The organism is Occallatibacter savannae (genome assembly GCF_003131205.1).
Classification (GTDB): domain Bacteria; phylum Acidobacteriota; class Terriglobia; order Terriglobales; family Acidobacteriaceae; genus Telmatobacter; species Telmatobacter savannae.
The window spans coordinates 80,469-100,611 of sequence record NZ_QFFY01000002.1 but is presented as its reverse complement, the minus strand read 5'-3'; the positions used below and the strand labels follow the sequence as shown (position 1 = coordinate 100,611).

At 55.3% G+C, this 20,143-nt stretch carries 9 protein-coding genes; 2 read left to right on the top strand and 7 right to left on the bottom strand.

Annotation, left to right across the window (positions count from 1 at the left end; all coding sequences use genetic code 11):
* Positions 1–266 precede the first annotated feature (266 nt).
* The 6 genes from DHV10_RS07890 to DHV10_RS07855 form a co-directional block, all read right to left on the bottom strand.
* Positions 267–4,043, bottom strand: a complete 3,777-nt coding sequence (locus tag DHV10_RS07890; RefSeq protein ID WP_109485822.1) for a TonB-dependent receptor — start codon at positions 4,041–4,043, stop codon at positions 267–269.
* A 389-nt stretch (positions 4,044–4,432) separates the two neighbouring features.
* Positions 4,433–4,975, bottom strand: coding sequence for a tyrosine-type recombinase/integrase (locus DHV10_RS28205; RefSeq protein ID WP_420818740.1), 543 nt, complete (start codon positions 4,973–4,975; stop codon positions 4,433–4,435).
* Positions 4,976–5,410: 435 nt separating this feature from the next.
* On the bottom strand, positions 5,411–6,355 hold the full coding sequence (gene ligD, locus DHV10_RS07880; protein WP_109485820.1) for a non-homologous end-joining DNA ligase: 945 nt from the start codon (positions 6,353–6,355) through the stop codon (positions 5,411–5,413).
* A gap of 2,233 nt (positions 6,356–8,588) precedes the next feature.
* Positions 8,589–11,990 (bottom strand): chitobiase/beta-hexosaminidase C-terminal domain-containing protein, encoded by a 3,402-nt coding sequence (locus tag DHV10_RS07865; RefSeq protein ID WP_109485818.1) that lies wholly within the window; start codon positions 11,988–11,990, stop codon positions 8,589–8,591.
* Between the two features lie 720 nt (positions 11,991–12,710).
* Positions 12,711–13,616, bottom strand: a complete 906-nt coding sequence (locus DHV10_RS07860; protein ID WP_162601312.1) for an alkaline phosphatase family protein — start codon at positions 13,614–13,616, stop codon at positions 12,711–12,713.
* A gap of 378 nt (positions 13,617–13,994) precedes the next feature.
* Positions 13,995–14,183, bottom strand: coding sequence for a hypothetical protein (locus tag DHV10_RS07855; protein WP_109485816.1), 189 nt, complete (start codon positions 14,181–14,183; stop codon positions 13,995–13,997).
* Between the two features lie 890 nt (positions 14,184–15,073).
* On the opposite strand from DHV10_RS07855, the gene DHV10_RS07850 reads away from it, so the two are divergent.
* Positions 15,074–15,322, top strand: coding sequence for a hypothetical protein (locus tag DHV10_RS07850; protein ID WP_109485815.1), 249 nt, complete (start codon positions 15,074–15,076; stop codon positions 15,320–15,322).
* Positions 15,323–16,442: 1,120 nt separating this feature from the next.
* On the opposite strand, the gene DHV10_RS07845 is transcribed toward DHV10_RS07850, so the two are convergent.
* On the bottom strand, positions 16,443–17,507 hold the full coding sequence (locus DHV10_RS07845) for a YncE family protein (protein WP_162601311.1): 1,065 nt from the start codon (positions 17,505–17,507) through the stop codon (positions 16,443–16,445).
* 262 nt (positions 17,508–17,769) lie between these two features.
* Between DHV10_RS07845 and DHV10_RS07840 the strand changes: the two genes are divergently transcribed.
* On the top strand, positions 17,770–20,046 hold the full coding sequence (locus DHV10_RS07840; RefSeq protein WP_109485813.1) for a TonB-dependent receptor: 2,277 nt from the start codon (positions 17,770–17,772) through the stop codon (positions 20,044–20,046).
* Positions 20,047–20,143: the final 97 nt, after the last annotated feature.

The window sequence follows — 20,143 nt, the reverse complement described above, 5'->3', positions numbered from 1 at the left end:
GACCGGAAAAGCACAAGTGTGAATCAATCGAGCACGAACTTATGTGGTTGCAGAATTGAGGTCCGAGCGATCCCTCCGGCAGTTGCCACGCTCATTAGGCGAACGTGTCGTTGAGAAATGCGGCCCGAAAACTCGTGGGAATACCCCATCGCTGATAGCCCATCTTAGTCTGGTTCTTCTGGTTATTCTATGGTCTTCATACCGCGGGAGTTCTGCCCGACCTAAGACTTCATGCACAGGTGAGTCTTACCGAACGCACAAACGCGCTAGAACTCGAAGCGTGCGGCAAGCTGCGCCTTACGCTGGTCGGTGAGTAGAACTGTGGCGTTGCCGAAGTTAGTCGCATTGTCGAGGGTAGAGTTGATTGAATGTGAATCAAAGCGCACGCTGTTGGTGACATTGAAAGTCTCCCAGCGTATCTGGAGCCGCGTATGCTCCGTAACGGCAAACGATTTGTTCAGCCCCGCGTCCCAATCGTAATAGCCGTCGCCGCGTAGGGGGTTTCTGGTCCCTGAATCTCCGGGTAGGGTGTAATCAAAGGCGGCGAAGACTGCTTGCGGATCGGCGAATCGCTGTGCCAGGTGACCGCGCTTCGCTGCACGCGATGGAATCTTCGAGATTTGTGTTGCCCAACCTTCGATGTCCCAGTTGGTCGGCCAGTTTCCTCCTTCATTCACCGCGAAGGGAAGCCCGCTCGTCCATCTGATGATTCCGGTGGTCTGCCAACCGCCAAGCACTGCATCACCGATCCGGTTGGCTCTTCCGAGATAGCGGCGGCCGTGACCGACCGGAAGATCCCACACATAATTGGCGTTCATCTGGTGCGTCGCGTCGTAGTCTGATACGCCGTAGAGCTGATTCGGAGCCCAAGTATTGATGATCTGCGCATTGTTATTCGAGCCGGACGTACTCAAGCGCTCCGACTGCGATGCGATGTCCGTCGACTTCGAGTAGGTGTAATTAAGATCGGCGAACATGCCGGCGCCGATTTGCTGCCTGTAAACCACCTGCAGAGCGTGGTACTTCGAATAGGCGATGGAGCGCCAGGCATAAAGAGCAGAGTACTGATCGTGGTAGAAACGGTAGGACGGATACGCTCCGTTCGGGTTGATGCCAGCTCCCGTTTGCGAATCAGGCAAATCCAGGGAGAAAAGCGCGTACGTCTCGTTGTAGAGAGTCTGCTGAAAAACCTGGTAGACGTTTTGCGTCGCAGAGGCGGGTCCAGCCCCGTACCCAAGATCCACGTTGTCCAGCGCGCCGAAGAGTTTTTCCCAATACGCACTGGGCTGGATCGCGCCTACATCCGTACCGGCCCTGGCAAGCTTGGACATCTTGGCAGCCTCGGCAAAGTAGGTAGAGCCGCCGGCCTGCAGATTGATGGGCATTGCCACGTCTTCTTGCGCCAGCAGACGATGAGCCAGCCTGCCTACGTACGCAATCTCGATGGACGATCCGTTATGGAGTTGTCGCGCGATGGAGAAATCGAGCAGATGCGAATAAGGAGTCTTGATCTTTGAATCCAATCCCCAACTGATCGCGAACAGAGACGGATCGGGAACCGCAGGGAACCCGCCCGGAGGTGCTGACGGGATAACCTGCGCCGGAATCGACGTGATACTTGTGAACCGAGGCGCCGTGCCGACGTCCACTGACCCGGGCACATTTGAAATTTGCGATGAAAGCCCGAAGGAACCGCTGGTGTCGAAGGTATTTACGGTCGCCGCTCCGAAGTGATCGAAGACCAATGAGTACCCGGCTCGGATGCTGCTCTTTCCATCTCCGAACATCTTGTTCAGCAGTCCGCCCTTCGCGCTGGGCGAATACGCGAACGCGACTCGAGGTCCGATGTCTTTTTTCTCCATGTTCCAGAAATCGGGTTTGCCATTCGATCGCCCGTTGAGGTCGAAGCCGATCTCTCCCACTGCGTTCGCGGCTCCGCCTCCAGCCGCCTGCGCTGCGCTTCCCTGGAAATAGTCGTTAAGTGCGTAAGGCCTGCAGGCTCCGCCAGAGAGTTTGCAGGTGCCTACCTGCGTTCCGCTGGTCTCTACTGGCGGCTGCAGCAAAGAGTAGCGAACTCCGTAGGTGATGGTCAGGCTCTTGCGAGCCTTCCACGAGTCCTGCGCGTAGAACTCGTACTCATTCCACCGGTAGTCGCGCTTGAGCGGAGTTCCAAGCGCCAGGGCCGTCCCCTGTTTTGTGTAGTTATAAACTGCGTCGCCTTCGGTGATGATGCCTACGTCGCTCAGCAATGCGGCGTTGTAGCGATTCTTGAAGCTCTTGGCCACGGCGGGGTATCCGTATGCGGCGGGATCGAACGGGCCCCCATTGCCGGCGACGGTCGATCCGTTAGAGAGCCAGCCGGCATTCATCTGGCCACCCGGGAAAGAATTGGCATTGCTTGTCCGCTGATCGTCGATGAAGCGAAGGTTCAGTCCGAACTGAAAGCTGTGATCATGCTTCGTCCATGACAGATCGTCCACAACGTTGTGCAGGGGAATAATTACGCCTGTGCTGCGCGTGAATGCCTGTGGCGCGGCAACTCCGTTGAAGCTCACCTCCGGCTGATTCGAGAGCCCTGCATTCTCTACCCCCTGGCGCGTGAACCCGTACCGCACTGCGTTCACCAGGTTTGGAGTGATCACCGCCGTGTATCCCATCGCGTAGCCCTTGTTGTTGGTCAACACCCGCGTGGATGGCGGCTCACCGGGAAATGCAGGTGTGGTGGGCTCATCATCGTTTTGCAGATTGCCTCGCCAGAAAATGCTCTGCTTGCCGGTAATGTTCCAGTCGCCGCGTGCGATATAGGTGTTGTAGGTACGGTGCACGTTGTAGGGGAACCGGAATCCCTGCGTGTTCAAGGAGTCGCCCTGACTTGGGTCGTTCGGCTGAGGATACTTCGCGAAAATCGACAGCACGTTCTGGTTAACGCCGATACCCTGTGGGTCCATACCCTGGATCTGCGACGGCGTTAAGGTCGTGATGGTACCCGACGCGTTGACATACTGAATGTTGCCGGCGCGAAAGCTTGGAGTGGGCACGGTGCCGGCATAGACGCTTTCACCTTCGGCATCACGCCGGCCTTCGTAATTAAGGAAGTAAAACGCGCGATCCCGCAGGATCGGGCCACCGACGGCAGCTCCGAAGACATTGCGGATGAGCTTGGGCGGCCGGTTGGCTTCGCCCGCATCAAGTTGCTGCTGCTTGTTGAAGAACGAATTGGCTTCGAAAAGGCTGCTGCGGTTGTATTCGTAAGCCGAGCCATGAATGTGGTTTGTGCCGCTCCTCGTTACGAGCCCGACTTGAGCTCCGGACGATCGGCCCTCGGCGGCATCGGGATTGCTGGTCGTCACTCGAAACTCTGAGATTGAGTCCTGCGTCACGCGCAGCACGCTGGTAAATGCGTAGCCGTTGTTAATGTCGTTTACGTCAACGCCGTCCAGCGTGATATTCGACTGATCGCTGTGTCCGCCATTCACAGCGCCGCTTCGTGAGTCGCCGGCGCTGTTACCCACCGAGTTGGTTCCATTATTCGAATCTGTTCGGCCGAGAAACGTGACGCCGGGCTGCAGGCTCAGCAAGTCGGGAACATTCCTGCCCTCGATCGGCAGAGACTCAATGTGTTCCTGAGAGAACGCGTTTCCCAACGTGGCGTCAGTGGTGTTGAGCATTGGCTGCACATCGACTTCGACCTTCACGTCCTGGGTGACGTTCGCGATCGACAACACCACATCTTCAGTCGCGGGCTGACCGACAAGCAGATTCATCCCGCGCTTTTCGGTCGTGGAGAAACCCTGCTCACTCACTCGAAGTAAATACTCCCCCGGAGGAAGCTGGGCAAACTGGTACTCTCCCGTTTCATCTGTCTTGCCCTGCCTTGTCGCCCCGGTCGCTGTCAGAATCAGTTCGCAGCGCGCACCGGAAATGGCAGCTCCGCTCGAGTCTGTCACGTGGCCGCGCAGAGAAGTTGTCGCTTGACCGAACAAGGGAACGCAGCAGCAGAGAACATAAGCCAGTAGGACAAGTGCCGTACGCGTGTGCCGCATCTGAGCCTCCTCTGATCTCGGAATGTGTGAATGGCTGGGAATGTAGAACCGAAACGACCCCTTGCTGATGAAGACCCTCTTGGAACGGCAGAGGGAAATCGACTCCTTTGTATATCAGAGCCCCACGGCTCTGAAACGAGAATTTCAAATTACAGCGGAACTGCTTTGAGGGGGAGGGGTTCCGACTCGGCTTAGACAATGAGCTCATGTATCACGTTGCCGGCAAGGTCGTCAGGCGATGCCGTTCTTCTTCGCCTGCGTGCATCCCCGCCACACGATCTAGTCGCTGATCGGCTGCTCGTGATCGCGGTGCATGCGGGACGGCAACAGGTAGGTGCGTGGCTTGAGCCATCGCCAGTACGCGCGCAGGTTCTCGAGCAAGGTCGAACTCAAAGGCAGATCGCGGTCCTTGTGCCCCTTATCATCGACCACGTGGATGACCAGGCGTTGGCTATGTGGGCGATCTTCAAGCGTGCCAGTTCTGACCGGCGCATGCCGGTGCCGTAGAGAACCATCAGCATCTTGCGTTGAAATAGAGTCGCGCTGGCGTCGATCAGACGTGCCACTTCTTCCTGGCTGAGGATCTCGGGCAGCTTCCTGTGCGTCTTGGGATAGGGCAGAAACTCGCGGAACTCATGGCGGCGCAGCGTGCGTACGTAGAAGAATCGCAGCGCGGCGACATGGTTCTCGACAGATCCAGGGCAGAGCTTCCGCTCGCCGGAGCAGATCCGCCTGGTAGCTGCGCAGATGATCCGGACCCAGCTTGTCCGGCGACTCGCCGAAGTGCTGTGCGAACCGCTCGACGAAACGCCAGATAACGTCGCGTCACGTCTGCGCAGTAGTTGCGACGCTCGAGCCCTTCGAGCATCATTTTGCGAAGACGAGTCACAGTGGGTTACCTCTTGCGACTCACAACCTACCCCGGCCGCCAAACTACTCGTCAGCCAGCACGGCAGCTGACGCGGCGCCTGCGGCTTCGTTCTGACCCGCTACTCGGACATAACCCTATTCTTGCCCAAAGCGAATGGGAGAAGACTTGCCTTCAACACGGGCAAAAAATCACCCGTCGCGTGGTACAGTGAAGCATCTTTGCTGTTCCGGGCCGCGTTAATGACCTTTAGCTGTGCCGTCAACGTTGCTGGCCGCATCGTTGAGCTCCGTATTGAAACTCTTGACTATAATGTCTGGTGTTGGTCGATTCGGACAGCAGACAACTTGGTATTGCGCGAGGGTGCAATGAATACGAGGGAGTCAGCACAGGTCGTATGCCAGCGCGCGTTTGAGCAACGTTTATCTCGAGCGGGTCTTGAGAACGAGATACCCGCTGAATACCATTGGAAAGTAGCTTTCGAGCACGGCTGAAATGCTCAGGTTTCCCGGATTACCTGCGTCGCCTTCCTGTCACTTCGTAGTCCAACGAATGCAGCGTGTCTCAATCGTTCATCTGGCGTCCACTCAGCGAACTCGATCTCTGCCACTGCGGTAGGCTTCAGCCATATGCAGGCTTTCAACTTCGCTTTTGTGATCCCCTGTCCCCAGGCGCCCTGCCGCCTGTCTGGAAGGTTCACAAAAGGGCAGGAAGTCACGACTAGGGAATTCAGTCCGTCGCGCACCTGCCGACGCAACTGGGGAGTGAATCCGCCTCGCACTGCTCCCGCAAATCTCAGTTCCTTGTCCTTGTAGATCCCGACCAGAAGCGCATCCAGCCCGAGATCGCTCGGGGTGAATCCGCCAATCACGAACTCTTGCCGACAATTGAACCTGAGCTTTACCCAGCTTCCTGAACGCCTGCCAGGTTCGTATCGGCCATCAGCTCGTTTAGCCACGATCCCTTCGAGCTTGTTCTCTCTTGCGAACTGCTCCAAAGCATTCAAATCACTCGACCAAGCGGCCAAGTCAACGTGTGGCCCGCGTGTAAGTAGTGACCGCAGGAGCTTCCGGCGTTCAAATAATTGCAGTTTCGAAATGTCACCTCCATTATGCACCAAGATGTCGAACGCGAAGTACATCAGGTGGGCTGAACCGCTCCGATAGTTCTGGAGCAGGTTGAACCGCGGCACTCCACTCTCATCCAGCGTGACCAGTTCACCGTCGAGCACTGTGTATGGTGGCAGGCTCTCCAGTTCTAGGGCCACCTGCATGAACTGTCTTGTCAGGAGCTTTCCCTGCTTCGAATACAGAGTGACGTGATCCCCTGTGCGAACCGCTTCGACCCTGAACCCATCGAGTTTGATCTCATACGTCCACATTGGACCGGTAGGCAGCTTTTTCGCGGGGAGACACTCCATCGGCTTGGTGAAAGTGAGGTTCATCGCGTTCTAGTGCCCCTAAAATAACAACCTTCTGGCCCATCCCGTACAGATGTTGTCAACTTCTTCGATACGCTCGGAATTTCTGCGATGTTACGGTCTTGAGTGGAAGGGCCCCGTATCGTGAGAGCTATAAGAGACACAGCAGTTGAAATTGCATCGCAACCCCCTGCATTTCCCGTCAGTCGCCCCGATAGTTCTTCAATTTCTTCGAATGCTATGAAGCCCTTCTTCAAGAGGCTCATTAGCTGGATCTGCCCAGATAAACGTATCGCGAGCCGCTATGCCAACCCTCCTCTAACCGCCTACCTTGGTAGGATGCGTGGCTCAAGAGATTTAAGGGTCGGGAATTTCAGTATTGCTGGTTTCTATATGCTCACTGAAGATCGATGGGTTCCTGGAACATCCTTTCCGATCACTCTGGAGCGAACTGATGAAGAAGGGATGGGCATATCCCTTACCGTAAGCGCGACAGACGTACGGGTCGGCCAAGACAGCGTCGAATTCTCATTTGTGCCGCCCGCCGAGGATGATTGCCTGAGCGAGCGCGAGAACAGATCGGAGACTCTTGTCAATCTCACGAGGCTTGCTGAGTTCCTAAAGGGGCTTCCCCTTTTTCAAACGCAACCCGCCTTCGTGCAACGCTCGGCTGCTGACCGGGAAGTTGAGCCTCCTAATGGGGGCTACCGGCTTAATCGATAAGCCGGAGTCTGAAAAACAAAGAATGCCGCGAATAGCGCACCTTCGCGATCCGGACGTCTGACACTGTTCGCGGCTGCGGAGTGCGGCCGCTTGGAGTCGAGTGTCGAATGTGCCGACGAAAAGAGGGCTAGTGTTTGGAGGTCTGAGCCAGATGCACGATCGCTTGGGCCCACCTGTAGTACTTACTTTCGGCCAAATCGCGGATTGTTCGTATCTTGAATGCCTTCTCCAATAATTCAGCATCTCCCTTCGATACGCCCTGAAGTGCGTCCACCGGCGCCTCTGCTAACTGTTCGAAGGACATCTGCTCGTAAGCCTTATCCACGTGTTTTGATATGTCTGCCATGCGCGAGAGTATAGCCCCGGGCTCGTTCGCGGTCAAAAGATTGGAGGTAGTCTGACAGTTCCCGGCATCGAGGCGGCCGGGATGAATCTGTTGGAGCGGTGCGATAGTGCTGCGGCGCGAAGGGCTGTGTGGGCCGGAGCTGCAATTCAAGCCAGGCTAAGGAGCCTTTCGTTCCGAATCCTGAGCGCGATTAAGAGGGAGAATCGGACCCCACCCGGGAGGAATAAAATGTCTTCCCAATGCTGGAATCGTGTACCACCCACATCTCTCATTTCGAAACTCCACCGTGTAAGAGGTGTGCCGGAGCAGCCCAAGGCGGGCCGGTTCGGAAATTATGCTGGGAAGCTCGATTCAGCGATTGGGATTTGCGCAGCTTTTCGGCCGAGCTCGCAAAGTAAAAAAAACGCCCGAATGCCTCGGGGCACTTCGGGCGATTCCTTGGTTGTTAGGGATCGTTCGTTTGTAAGATCAGCATACCAGTCTTTATAAAAATGTTCACAATTGAGCCGGGCTTGACGCTCGATTTGCTGAGCGGTGAACGATCTTGAGTGGCTCCGTTCTGATGAACGTCCCGGACGCTGCGACGCTAGCCTACCGCTTTCTAAAAGTCGCCCGAAGACGTGCAACGGACTCTCCGGGCAAGTTCTCTGCTTTTTTCAGCTAACTGTGCAAAGCATAGCAAGGATTTTCATGAGTATCGCCAGGCGATCGAACCGCAGTAATGACTAAAAAGTGGTGCCTCATGTTCTAGTGTGCAAACAAACGTCCGAGAAACGTCGTTCGCTCAGGCAGGTAATTTGAGGTGAGCTTCACGGGGCGGGAAATAAAGGGCTCGAGGGTATAGACAACGACCTCAGCAATTTGTTTGCGCTTTAGGATAATCGGGGAAGCCAGCACAGAGATGATTTTGCCGTCCGTTCATTCCTCCCGTCGAGGGTGAAGAAGTCACTCTGAGAGAAAAAGGCCGTCGAACCTAAAAAGCCACAGATTGCGATTAAGGCAGCCTGCCGATCACAATCTGTGGTGCTGAATACAGGTCCCGCAGAGATTCACGGGGCATGCTTGCTTGCTCCGATGTCAGAAGGCTTGTACCCGTTGCATGGACGTTTTCCGCGGTCGACGGGGCTTGAGAAAGAGATATAGGTGCCGGAGTGGGAGAGAGCCTTCGGCATCTTTTGTTCAGAGCTCCTACTGCACCGCAAAAGGAATCTTCGCCGATGCGTTCAAACCATTGTGCGTGCCCTGGACTTGAAGGGTGTAGTTGCCAATGGTGGTCGTTTTTGCAGTTTGTACATATACGTAGCCTTTCACTGGCGCAGTACCGGTTATCGCTGGCGGCTGGGTTGATACAGTGCAGGTGGGAACGCTGATAGCCCCTGAAGGTCCGACAACCGAACAGGTGAGAGGTACGGCACCCGTGAAGCCGCCCTTCGGAGTCACGGTGATTGGGACGTGGATAGAGCCGCCCCGCCATGTGATAGTGAAGGTGCTACCTGAAAGCATGAAGGATGCGTTTGATGTCGACGCCTGAATCACGTAAGAAGTGCCCGAAACTACGCTCGTTCCGAGGGTTGGACTGACGGCGATTGCCCTGATCGTCTCAGAGCTGGCGACAGTTATTGGCCTTGTGTATTGGTTGGACGCGGGTGTCGGTGTTGAGCCATCGGTGGTGTAGTAAATGACTGCGTCGGGTGTTTGGCTCGTGAGCTTTACGTTTTGTTGCGAGGAATAGGTCCCTCCCCCGGGCAAGAATGCAGGACGAACGGCTTGAGTCGTGTAGGTCCAACTAACGAGTTTTTGGCTTGCGGAGAGTCCGCCGGTGCCCCCAGTGAAGCCTACGTAAGCGAGGTTTCCACCAACAATAGCGGGTATATTCATTGACTGTGAATAGGTGAACGTTTTGTTTGTCACCAAATCGAGGAGTTTGAGCGTGAGGGTCGAGCCCGTGTAGGAGATCGTGGCCTGGATTGAGTCGCCACTTCCAAGTTGGATCCCGCTGGGACTGACGTCCACAGTGGGAGTGACCGGCGCCTGTCCGTTGGTGTAGAAGCCTGTAGAGTCGCTTCCCTCGCCGTTGTAGTTATAGAAGTTGAACTTTACTGCGACGCTTTTCGGGATGTTTTGATAACCGAGACCTGCAGAGTTTCCGCCGAGCGCAGTTGGGCCGGAATTCTGGATGGTAAACGTGAAGCCGTTGCCTTGAGCATTAGACAGTTGAAATTGGAAGGTAGTAGTGAAGGCCTGGACGTTAATGGGAGTGTTCCAGAATACGCTGCCGGCTTCGTTCAGCCCTCCATTGGTGAGTTGCAGTCGAGTGTCGTTGCTTGCAACTGCGCTGCCGTTAAACTGAAGGCCTGTCGTAGAAGAGAAACCGTTGCTGAAGTTGATGGAATTGCCGCCGACCTGGATGACGTAGGCTCCACTGCTGATATTGCTGTTCTGGAGATTTGGATCAATCGCGATGGCTTTGATCGTTTGCGATACCGTGACTTGGATCGGCCCAGAGTAGAGCGCAGAGGATGCCGAAGGAGTCGAACCGTCGGCAGTGTAATAAATCTTCGCATTGCTGTCGGCATCAGAAAGCATGACATTCTGAGCGGATCCATAAGTGCCGCCACCTGGCGAGAACGTCACGGGAGCGGTCTGCGAAGAGAAAGTGAATGAGGCGGCGCTGATGCTACTCTGAACGTATCCGGGAGCACTAGCGATTGCCTTAAGTGTTGCATCGGTGCTGACAGAAATGGCTCCCGTGTACGAGGTAGACGCGGGTGTCGGAGTAGATCCGTCAAGAGTGTAGTAGATCGCAGCCGACGGTGTTGAAGAGGTCAGCGTGACGCTCTGAGCCGTTGTGAATGCGCCCCCATTGGGGCTGATGACGGGAGCTGAGGCGAAAGGCTGCCCATTGAGCAGCCCGAACACATCCACTTCCTTTTGTGCGGCGACGTAGACCTTTCCGTTGGTTACAACCGGCACGGAGAACTTATTGGCGGGGCCGACATTATCCCGTGCTGGGTTCGCATCGCTCTGATAAATCGTGCTGGTGAGGTCATTTGCGTTCCATGCGTAGAGAACACCGGGCCCCTTCGTATTGAACTGATCGCTCCGCACGGCCCAGGCTATGCCGTTTTGTGTCCCATCGGAGGAGATAGAGAAAGTGGGATCGGGAAAGGCTGAGGTAATGGACGACTTGCTGTCGGGCTGCGTATCCAACACGCCCCCATTCAATTTGAAGAGCATGGGAACGTTCTGTTCGGCCCACATATAGACATTTCCATTCCAGTAGGCTGGTGTGCTCCAGAATCCCTGAGCCTGCGGAACAACGCCGGTGATGTCTTGGAGCGCATTGGTGCTGTAGGTCGTTCCCGCAACGTAGCCGCCGAGGTTATCGCGATTGAGGACCAGGATACGGCCCTCTTTCCCTGCGGTGATGAGCATGTGAGGGTTGGAGCCAGGCTGATCAGGCGGCATTAAAAGTCCGCCGGAGCCCTGATCCCAGTCGTGGCTGTTTAGGGTTTGATAGTTGAATGGAGTGAAGACGTCCACCGGGGTGATTTTCCCATTTGCGAGACTAAAGGCAACGACACTCTCTCCGTATGCGCCGCCGGACGTGAACGGCGGCGTGCTTGTACGAGTACCGTTGCCCGTGACGATGTACATGCGGCCACCGGAGACACCGGTGTCGATAGGCAGACCCGCGCCCGAAGCCCAAATTCCGGCACCAACACCGTTGGGAGAGAGGCAAAGGACGTCTGTCTGTTGTAACGTCGTGCTGTTATAAGCAAAGAGCCAGCCATGCCAAGGACCATTATCTCCATGGGCTGCATAGCCGATATAAACGTACCCGTTGTAGAAATTGAGCGCGGGTCGCTGGTTCTCCCAGAGAGCGCTGAACGAGAGCTGACCGTTTGAGCTGCCGTTGCCCGTTCCTGCCACGGTGGCAGTAATGTTCACAGGACTGTTTGGCTGCTCTTTGCCGGTGATGATGCTGATCGCGTGGAGGCGCGAAAAATAAGAGCCATTCTCTTTGGTCGAGCCGACAACGAACATCGTGTTGGTGGCGACATCGATGGCAGGAGTTCCAGTGATCCCTACAGTCGGTGCGACGTCCGGGGAGCCGTTATCTTGCCATGGAACTGCCACAGCCCCCGAAGCTGCACCGTAGGCAGAGGAGAGCAGGCTGATTTGCCAGATCGGCTTAGCGTTGGAGCCGCCGTTGGAGTCAGCGTCGAATGCGTAGATAGAGTCGTTCTCTGTTGCGACGAAGAGCACGTTATGTACTTGACCGTCGCTCATTGTCAGTCCGGGAATGTAGAGCGGCTGCGCGTAGACCGTGCTGTCGACGGGAAGAGAGAACAGCTTGCCGAAGGAAGCGGGATTTACATTGGATGGGTTCAGAGCCGTCTCGCTTGTGTTCTGTCCGGCGTGGCTCAAATCGTATCGCCACGTAGGAACGGCCACAGGCGTTGGCGATTGGGCGAACATCGGGTAGGCAAGGCTAGAAAGGATGGCCCAGGCAAGGGCAGATGGTTTGAAGAGTTGACAACGAAACGACCGCAAAGTGTAAGGAAGAACATCAACATTTTTCAGCATGGCGCCTTCTATTGGTGAACGACAAAGAATTTTGCTTCAGGGCGGGTTCTCAGGATTGGATTCGGTCGCTTATAGCTGTAGGCGGTCTACGGAGATCACCAATCGAGGTCGAGAAATTGTGCGCCGCCATCGGCTGCGTCGCCGCCCAGGTACTTCGCGAGAGGAGTTTTTGGAGGGCGACTCCCTCAGGTGCCGGTGCCAATCACAAATGGAAGAACTCTCTGACAGTCACAATCTGTCGGGCGCAGCCGTATCGAGTGAAGCACCGTGCAGTTCCCGTTTTTAACTAGGTGGCGAATGGTACCAGGAGACTAGCGCCTTTACGCAACTGTGGCCGCGCTCTTTTCTATGTAGACTGAATTGACGCAATTCGGTCGCAACGGTTGCGAAACACCCGTGGCAGATTGAATCGATGCTGCCGTCGAGGTTCAAGCGATGAGAGAACTTCTTCATAATTGCCATCACGGTCCTCAGACACCCCTTACTACCCTGACGTATAGCTCTACCGGGCCGCTGATTGCATCGCCATTCGGTAACTGTGTCTCGCTTACTCTGTAACCGACCGCAGGTTACCGTGCGACCAACTTCGCTAGACGCTCCTACGGCACTCTGGCTTCGAGCGGATATGAGATTGGGTACGTAGTGGTCTTTAGGCGTAGAGGCGCATGAAGAGAGTGGGCTCCAAGGCCTGGCCAATGTGCGATCTGCGAAGATTAGGGCTCAGGGGAAGACCGAGAACATTGCACGCAAATCAATCTCGGTTCCAGCATCCCTGATCAACGGGTACACACCGAAGATCTCCTGGACAGTGCGCAATGTGGAACCGTGGTTATAGTACGTTGAGTTGGAGTAATGATTTCCTTTCGCATAGGGCGAAAGCACGATCATCGGAATAGGCCCATCGCCTTGCGCTGCTTCGTCCCAAGTGATGAATAGAACTCCGCCGCTGCGATATGCCGTGGAATCGAGGATCATCGGGACTACTTTCTTTAGCCACTCGTCTCCATGCGCAATCGCGCTCCCGCCGCAATTATCATGCATGTCATCGCAATCGTTTGGGGTAATGAAATTGTAACGAGCCACCGTATTCGACGTGAGATCACGGGCGAGTTGCGAAAACGGCCGAATGTGCGCCATGCAAGTTTCGGACGTGCTGGCGCCATTGTTGGTCTGATCATCAAAATAGACGAATGGATCATGGTGAACTTGGTAAAGCTGGTTTCCGTTAGAGTCTTTCGAGCCCTGATTTGTCAGCGGGCAGTTCGTGCCGCTGATGTCCTCGTCGTACGATCGCCAAGAAATTCCGGCATTTTCAAGCAGTTTTACTAGGTGATTGCTGGTCGTTAGCTTATGTGCGGACGGAGGCTGATCATCGTAGACACCGAAGTTCGTACCGGCCTCAAGCCACAGATAATCGGGCAGGCTAGGGTGTGTTCCCGCCGGATTCTTGTAATTGTTCGCGTACGACGACATCGGGAGAAGAGTGTAGTTGATATACGGCGCTTCCGGATTGTTCTTGATGTTCCCAGCGCTTGCACCAGTCCAGTTGTGATTCTCCATGACTATCAAGAAGACGGTCTTGACGTGGTGCAGCGTCGTTGTGGTGTCTGGCTCGAGTTGAGCCATCTTGCTTTGCTGAGCGATCGCGGTGCTACACACACAGATCGCAACAACGAAGGTCAGAAAAGTCGGGAAACGAGGAACCGAAAGCATAGCTCTTCCTCTCGATTTGTGGAACTTGCCACGGCAACGTACCGGAGGGAATCAAGCGGAATTGCAGGCCATCTGGCGACAGCTAAGTTGAATCTGGCGTCGGAAAGGATCGAATCCTCGGTCGGATTCTCGGCAACGCTCCTTAATCTAACCTTAAGGTGTTTTACCGGCGGGCGGGATCGGGGTCGCAGAGCGGTGCAGTAGGCAAAAGACTACATAGCTTCAAACTCGGCGATTCGCATTGGCATGGCGCAGTCGGCGCCATTGACGATCGGTCCCGCACCAGCAATCTTATAGATCCGCGAGCCGCTTCTCTAGGTCGAGGGCTGCTCGGCAGTAGGAAAGCGCGAGCTTGATCACGTGGCGCTGACGCTCGAGCGAGTCGCGCTCGCTGATGCTGCGGCCGACTGCCGGGAGCTGCTGTTGCAGCTGCTCCAGCAAGCCTTGGAGGTGCAGGATGTGTTTTTCCAGATCTTGCATGCCAACTGGGGGGAGGAGGCTGGAGCTAGTATGCGCGTCGTTAGCCTGGACTCGCGATGAAATTTGTTCAAGTCGCACCAGAGATGAAAAGCTGGGTCACGCCAGCCTGGCGCCCAGCATGGGCTGGCGCACCGGTGGACAGGGAACTTCGCGCGCTGTTTGGCGAGAGCGACCTGGACGCGGGCGCAGATTGAGCGGCGGTGATCGGGTTAGGTCCTCCCACCCTTGCCGTTCCGCACGGCAGGAAGCGAGCAAGCAAACCACCACGAGGTGCCGCTCCCGAACCTGGATCAAGGCCCATGGCGGGCCAGAAACGGGCGTCGCTTCGAGGGTGGCGATCAGTCACCCCAGACTGCATGACTCCGTTGTAGGCTCATCGTCGCGTCGGACAGGCTTCGATACCACTCAATGATGCTCGGATTGCAAGAGTGCAGCCGCTCTTTGCGCCCAAGATCAGCTTCGCCGCGCATGCTTGCGACTGTGACGAAACATTGGTGGCAGATTGAATCAATCGTGCCGTCCTGATTGTGGCGATGAGAGCTTTATGCTGCCTGCCATATCAACGTACCTCCAGCGTGGCTCAATGCTTTGAGGTATAGCTCCGCTCGGGCGTGAATGCAATCGCCATACGCTAACCGCAGGTTGCTTACCGAAGTTGGTTTAACGTTTTAGGTCAAAATCTTGCCCTAAGGGTTTCACAAATGTACTGATTCGACTGGCCTGCGGCTCTTCGCGTTCATGCAGGCTCTTCGAAGTGCCACGTCCTACTTCTGTAATCAGCGGAACGGTTACTTCGTGAGGGTAGTTTCGGTTCATGTATACGTTTCTCCCGCCACATTAGCTTCAAACCGATGAGATGTGTCGTTAGTCGAATTCCCTGGGAGGGAACGATGGAAGAAATGTATCAGGATGTCACGATCACTCCGATTCGCCGCTTGGCAGCTGAACCGTTCATGTACAGGCTCCTTGTATATGGAAAGAAACCGAACTTGTGGACCACGCCCGGCATCTACAGCACGCCGGAAAAGGTACTCGCTTCCTTCGCACCCCCGCTGTGCGTTGAGTATCAGACCCAGATCTTAGACACGCTCCGCGATGGCAAGGAAGTGAAGATCCGGTTGAATGATTCCATCCAATAAGCAGTTAATGACCCCTTGCACGACTGGAAAGTCGCATCCTGCACCTGGAAGGCGTTATGGACCCTCTGTGCGAACCGCTTCTACGCGCAAGCGATCAAGTTTGATCTCATATATCCACCGTTCGCCCATAGGAAGTCTCTTGGCAGGTAGTACATCTTGCTTCCATCCCTCTTGGCGCTCAGCCTCAACCTCGGTGGCTACCGGTCCAGCCCTTCAACCCGAACGCCAACCGGATTCAGACGAACTGCACAGCACGGAATCATTCCTTTGGGCTTGGAAAAGGGATCACAGTACAACCCGTTCCGCCTAGTTTCTGGTGGATCGCTTGCGCCTTGCTCAGTGCTCTCAAGTAGGGACGCTCCCGCTGCGACTCATAGGAGAGACGAGACAACGACGGCAGGCGAAATAGGTTGCGCCGTACAGAATCGTCGCTCGACGGTGGCAGCATGGACAGCGGATCCATGGCCGAGTACCTCGGAAGTGGCAATCGAAGCGACGATATTGGAGGAGTCCATCAACATCTCTGAGGGAACAATTTCGAAAGGCAAACACCAGGCTCTGAGCGGCCCAAAAGGCCTATGAGGGTTTGAGAGCATTGATCCCTACAACACTGCGCGGAATTGCGATGGCCAGCATCTGAGTAGATTATGGGCAAGGGCGATCGACTGGCGGGTGCCGTGGCGTTGCCGGTGTTGGCTGCGTTTGGAGCGCTCTTTGCACTTACGCAACTAGCCGTTCGGGGATTGCTGCGCTTATGCGGACAACAGATGATTTGGCCACCCAAGTTGGTTGACGATAAGCCAGAGAGACCTGGCTACACCAAGGCGGGACAGTCGAGGTCGGAACCATAACGACCTCGCGCGTTTTCGAGCTCGAACAGCAAAGACGCGTCGAGATGGCTTACACAGTCTTGATCCGGTGGGCCGGATTCGGCCACTCTCTGAGACATGGAACTGCTTGAACCGGATTGGAATCAGCCGAGTCAGGCTGGTACCAAGGCTCCTTCTTCTTGGGGAAGATGCTCTCGTCCCGCCAGAGCTGAGAACCCGAGTGCGAATAGAACAGCATTGGAGCCAGAAAGGACCTTGGACGCTCCGGGCCCACTAGAAGCAACAACAGCTTACTGCCCATAGACCATGAGCGTGAAAGTACCGGGTTTTATCTCGGGCCAGGGATGAGGATTCTTTGGGGTAGGAGCGGGTGGAGGCCCGAACTCGGCGCTTACGGTATAGACTTTGTGATTAGCGATGTCGAGCGCCATAGTTCGTGCACCTTTCATCGTCGAGATCGTTTGCACTACGGTGAACTTGTTTGGTGCGTCTTCATGCGCGACGGTGATCGTTCCGTCACCTAAGGAAGCAAAGGCAAGTCCCGTCCCAGGGTCAAAGCGATTAGCGTCGACTCCCTTGCCGATCGGAACAGTTCCGGCTACTTTACCAGTAGCATAATTCCAAAACTCCATCAGCCCATTGTGGCAGCCAATGATGAGAAGCGAATGGGCTGTATCAATCGCCTGACCGGAAGGGTTTTTGCAGGGCGCCAAAGACCAACTATGCATGACTTGCAAAGTTTTGGCGTCGATTTTGCGCAACTCACTCTTGTCTTCGATGTTCACGTAAATGTGGCCCTGGCCGTCTGCCTGAGCAGTCTCTGGCTTGCCTCCGAGCGGTACTTCTCCCACTACCACGCCCTTCAAAGCGTCGATCGCGGTGGCGTCGTTTCCTTTGCCGCCATTGAAGGTGAACACCCGCTTCGAAATCGGATCGTATTCTATGTCATCTGTATCCCTGTTCGGGATTTTTACGTCACCAATCACTTTCAGAGCCACCGGATCGAAGATCGTTACTGAACTGCCGCCTCCATTGCTGGTAAACGCACGATGAAGATCGGGCGCCAGCGCGACCGCATGCGCTTCGTTCACCTTGCCCACGTCGAGCTTTCCAATCACGCCTCCATCGGAGTCGAGCATCATGACGTAGCCACCTCGACCAATGAAAATGTGGTGCGTCCCTGGATCCACTGTGAAGTAGTCCCATCCTCCTTCGCCTCCAAGGGCGACTCTTTTAATCAGATGATATGGACCATCGGAGGAATTCTGAGCCCGGATTTCGGAAGAAGCAAGGAAGACAGCAATGATCAATACGGCAATCAAACGTAGCTGGTGGGGAAACCGATCGGTCCTCATGGATGCGTACCTCCCTGCAACTGCGATCAGCCAATGTTACAGGCAGCGGCCTTAAGCTTGCCTGAGATACTTGGTGAGGCCGAAAGAATGGATCTGAAATTTTTGTCACCAACTCCGAACCAAAATCCGTTAGGTTCCGAGTTGCCGGTGATACTCCAGCTATCGCCTAGGACAGCTCCTGACTGCTCGCACAGCACCTAACCTATTGAGGTAGAACTGAAGAGTGAAGTCACTCTTCTCCCTGTTCTTATTGTTTGTGTCCATGGCAGTACGGGGCCAGGCAAACCGCGGTGAATTGCGGTTTACCGTCTCCGACCCCTCTGGGGCTGGGCTCCGCTGTAAGATCCAATTGGTTTCGCAGTCCACTCGCTTTTATGAGTCTCGCGAGACGGACGTTGCCGGACATCTGACGTTTGCGAACGTACCCTTTGGTACATACGTGGTATCCGTCGAACGGAGCGGGTTCGCCTCATACCAGACGAGCATCGACGTTCATTCAACCGTCCCTGACGTACGGCGAGTGCAGCTGTCTCTAGAAGGCGTTAAGAGCGAAGTCACGGTCAGAGAACAGAACACGCTAATTGATCTTCATTCCACTTCGGGTAGCAGCCCGATTGGGTCTGAGCAGATCCAACAGAGGCTCTCCTCATTACCTGGTAGATCTGTCCAGGATCTTGTGGTGTCTCAACCGGGTTGGCTCTACGAAGGCAACGCCGTTCTCCATCCGCGCGGATCGGAATATCAGACACAGTTCGTGATCGATGGCATTCCTTTGACTGACAACCGATCACCCAGTTTCGGACCTGAGATCGGGGCCGATGATCTGGAGTCGATCAGCGTCTACACGGCAGGTTTTCCGGCGGAATACGGTAGGAAGATGGGCGGTGTGGTGGAACTAAACACACGTCGCCAGACAGATCCAGGGCCACACGGCGAGTTCGTATTGTCGGGCGGAAGCTACGATACGCTGTCGGGCTACGCAAGGCTGCAGGAGACACGGGCACACGACTCCGTCTCCGTCTCGGCATCCGGTTCGCATACGGACCATTACCTTAACCCGGTTGTGCCTCAGAACTTTAACAACACGGGTACAAGCGCAGATTTTGCTGCAAGCTACGAACGCGATCTCAATGGGAAAGATCGGCTGGAGATCAGTGTTCGCCGCGAGCTCTCGCGTTATCGCATCCCGAATGAGCTCATACAGCAGCAGGCGGGCCAAGTGCAGAACGGTGGAGATTTCGAGACCCTCGGATCAGCCCATTTTCAACACCTTGTATCTCCCGATAGCCTGATCCTCTTGTCTGGAATGCTGCGGAGTAACTCAGAAAGGCTAGAGTCCAACCTCAACCCCACTCCAATCGCGGCGTTTATAGACAACAAGTTCACCGAAGGATACTTCAAAGGAACGTACTCTGTTCACCATGGACACCACGAGCTTAAAGCCGGTCTGGAATCCGATGCATCGTTTCTACTCGAGAACTTCCACTATTCGATCACGAACCCCGAACAGTTTGACCCAGGCACGAAACTAGAACTGGCTTTTAACGACAGAAGACCCGATCTCGAACAATCCGCTTTTATCGAAGACCTTGCACGACTGAGGAATTGGAACGCCAGCCTGGGCCTGCGCTGGGATCATTACCAGCTCCTTCTCAATAGGCACGCTCTTAGTCCTCGGATCACCATAGGACGCGCTTTCCCCGGACAGAACCTCGTGCTTCACGCGTCGTACGATCGCCTTTTTCAAACTCCCTCATTTGACAATATTCTGCTCTCGGGTTCTTCGGCCATCAGTTCCATCAACGATGAATTTCTGAGGCTGCCAGTTCAGCCCTCCACCGGCGATGATTACGAAGCTGGGCTAACCAAGGGGTTCTTGAATCGCATACGTCTTGATCTCGCAACGTACCGGAGAGAGGCGCGCAATGCAGCGGATGACGATCAGCTTCTCAATACTGGTATCAGCTATCCGATCGCTTTCGATCGGAGCATAGTGTACGGAGCCGATGGGAAGCTCCAGGTGATTTCAGCGGGTCCTCTGAGCGGATTCGTGAGTTATTCCTATATGGTCGCCATGGAATGGTTCCCTGTGACAGGAGGGTTGTTTCTGGGGCAAGATGCGCAGAACGCCGCCTCCGAGCTCACCGGTCATTTTCCAGCCACCCAGGACCAGCGAAACACGGTGGCCACGCGCTGGGAATCGCGAGTCACCTCGCGTTTGCGACTTGCTGCAGGAGCAAGCTTCGGCTCCGGTTTGCCATTCGAGTACGGCGGCACTCGCGATGAAGCACTGGCACAATATGGACCAGAAGTCATCAGTCGTCTCAACTTCTCACGCGGTCGCATTCTGCCCCAGTTCGCACTGAGCACCTCATTAAGTGCAGAGATTTATCATCACGGCCATTTCCAGTCCAATCTGCACATCGATGCTGAAGACCTAAACAACAGGCTTAACGTTCTGGATTTTGGAGGGCTGTTCTCCGGCAACGCCATCGCACCCCAACGATCGGTTTTGGTCCGCTGGGATAATCGGTTTTAGAGAGTACGGCTGTATTGTCGGCAACTCTTCCCTATTGTGGCAGAGGCGTAGTTACATCCATTTGGGGAGACGAACGTTACCGCCGAGGATGTCGTCG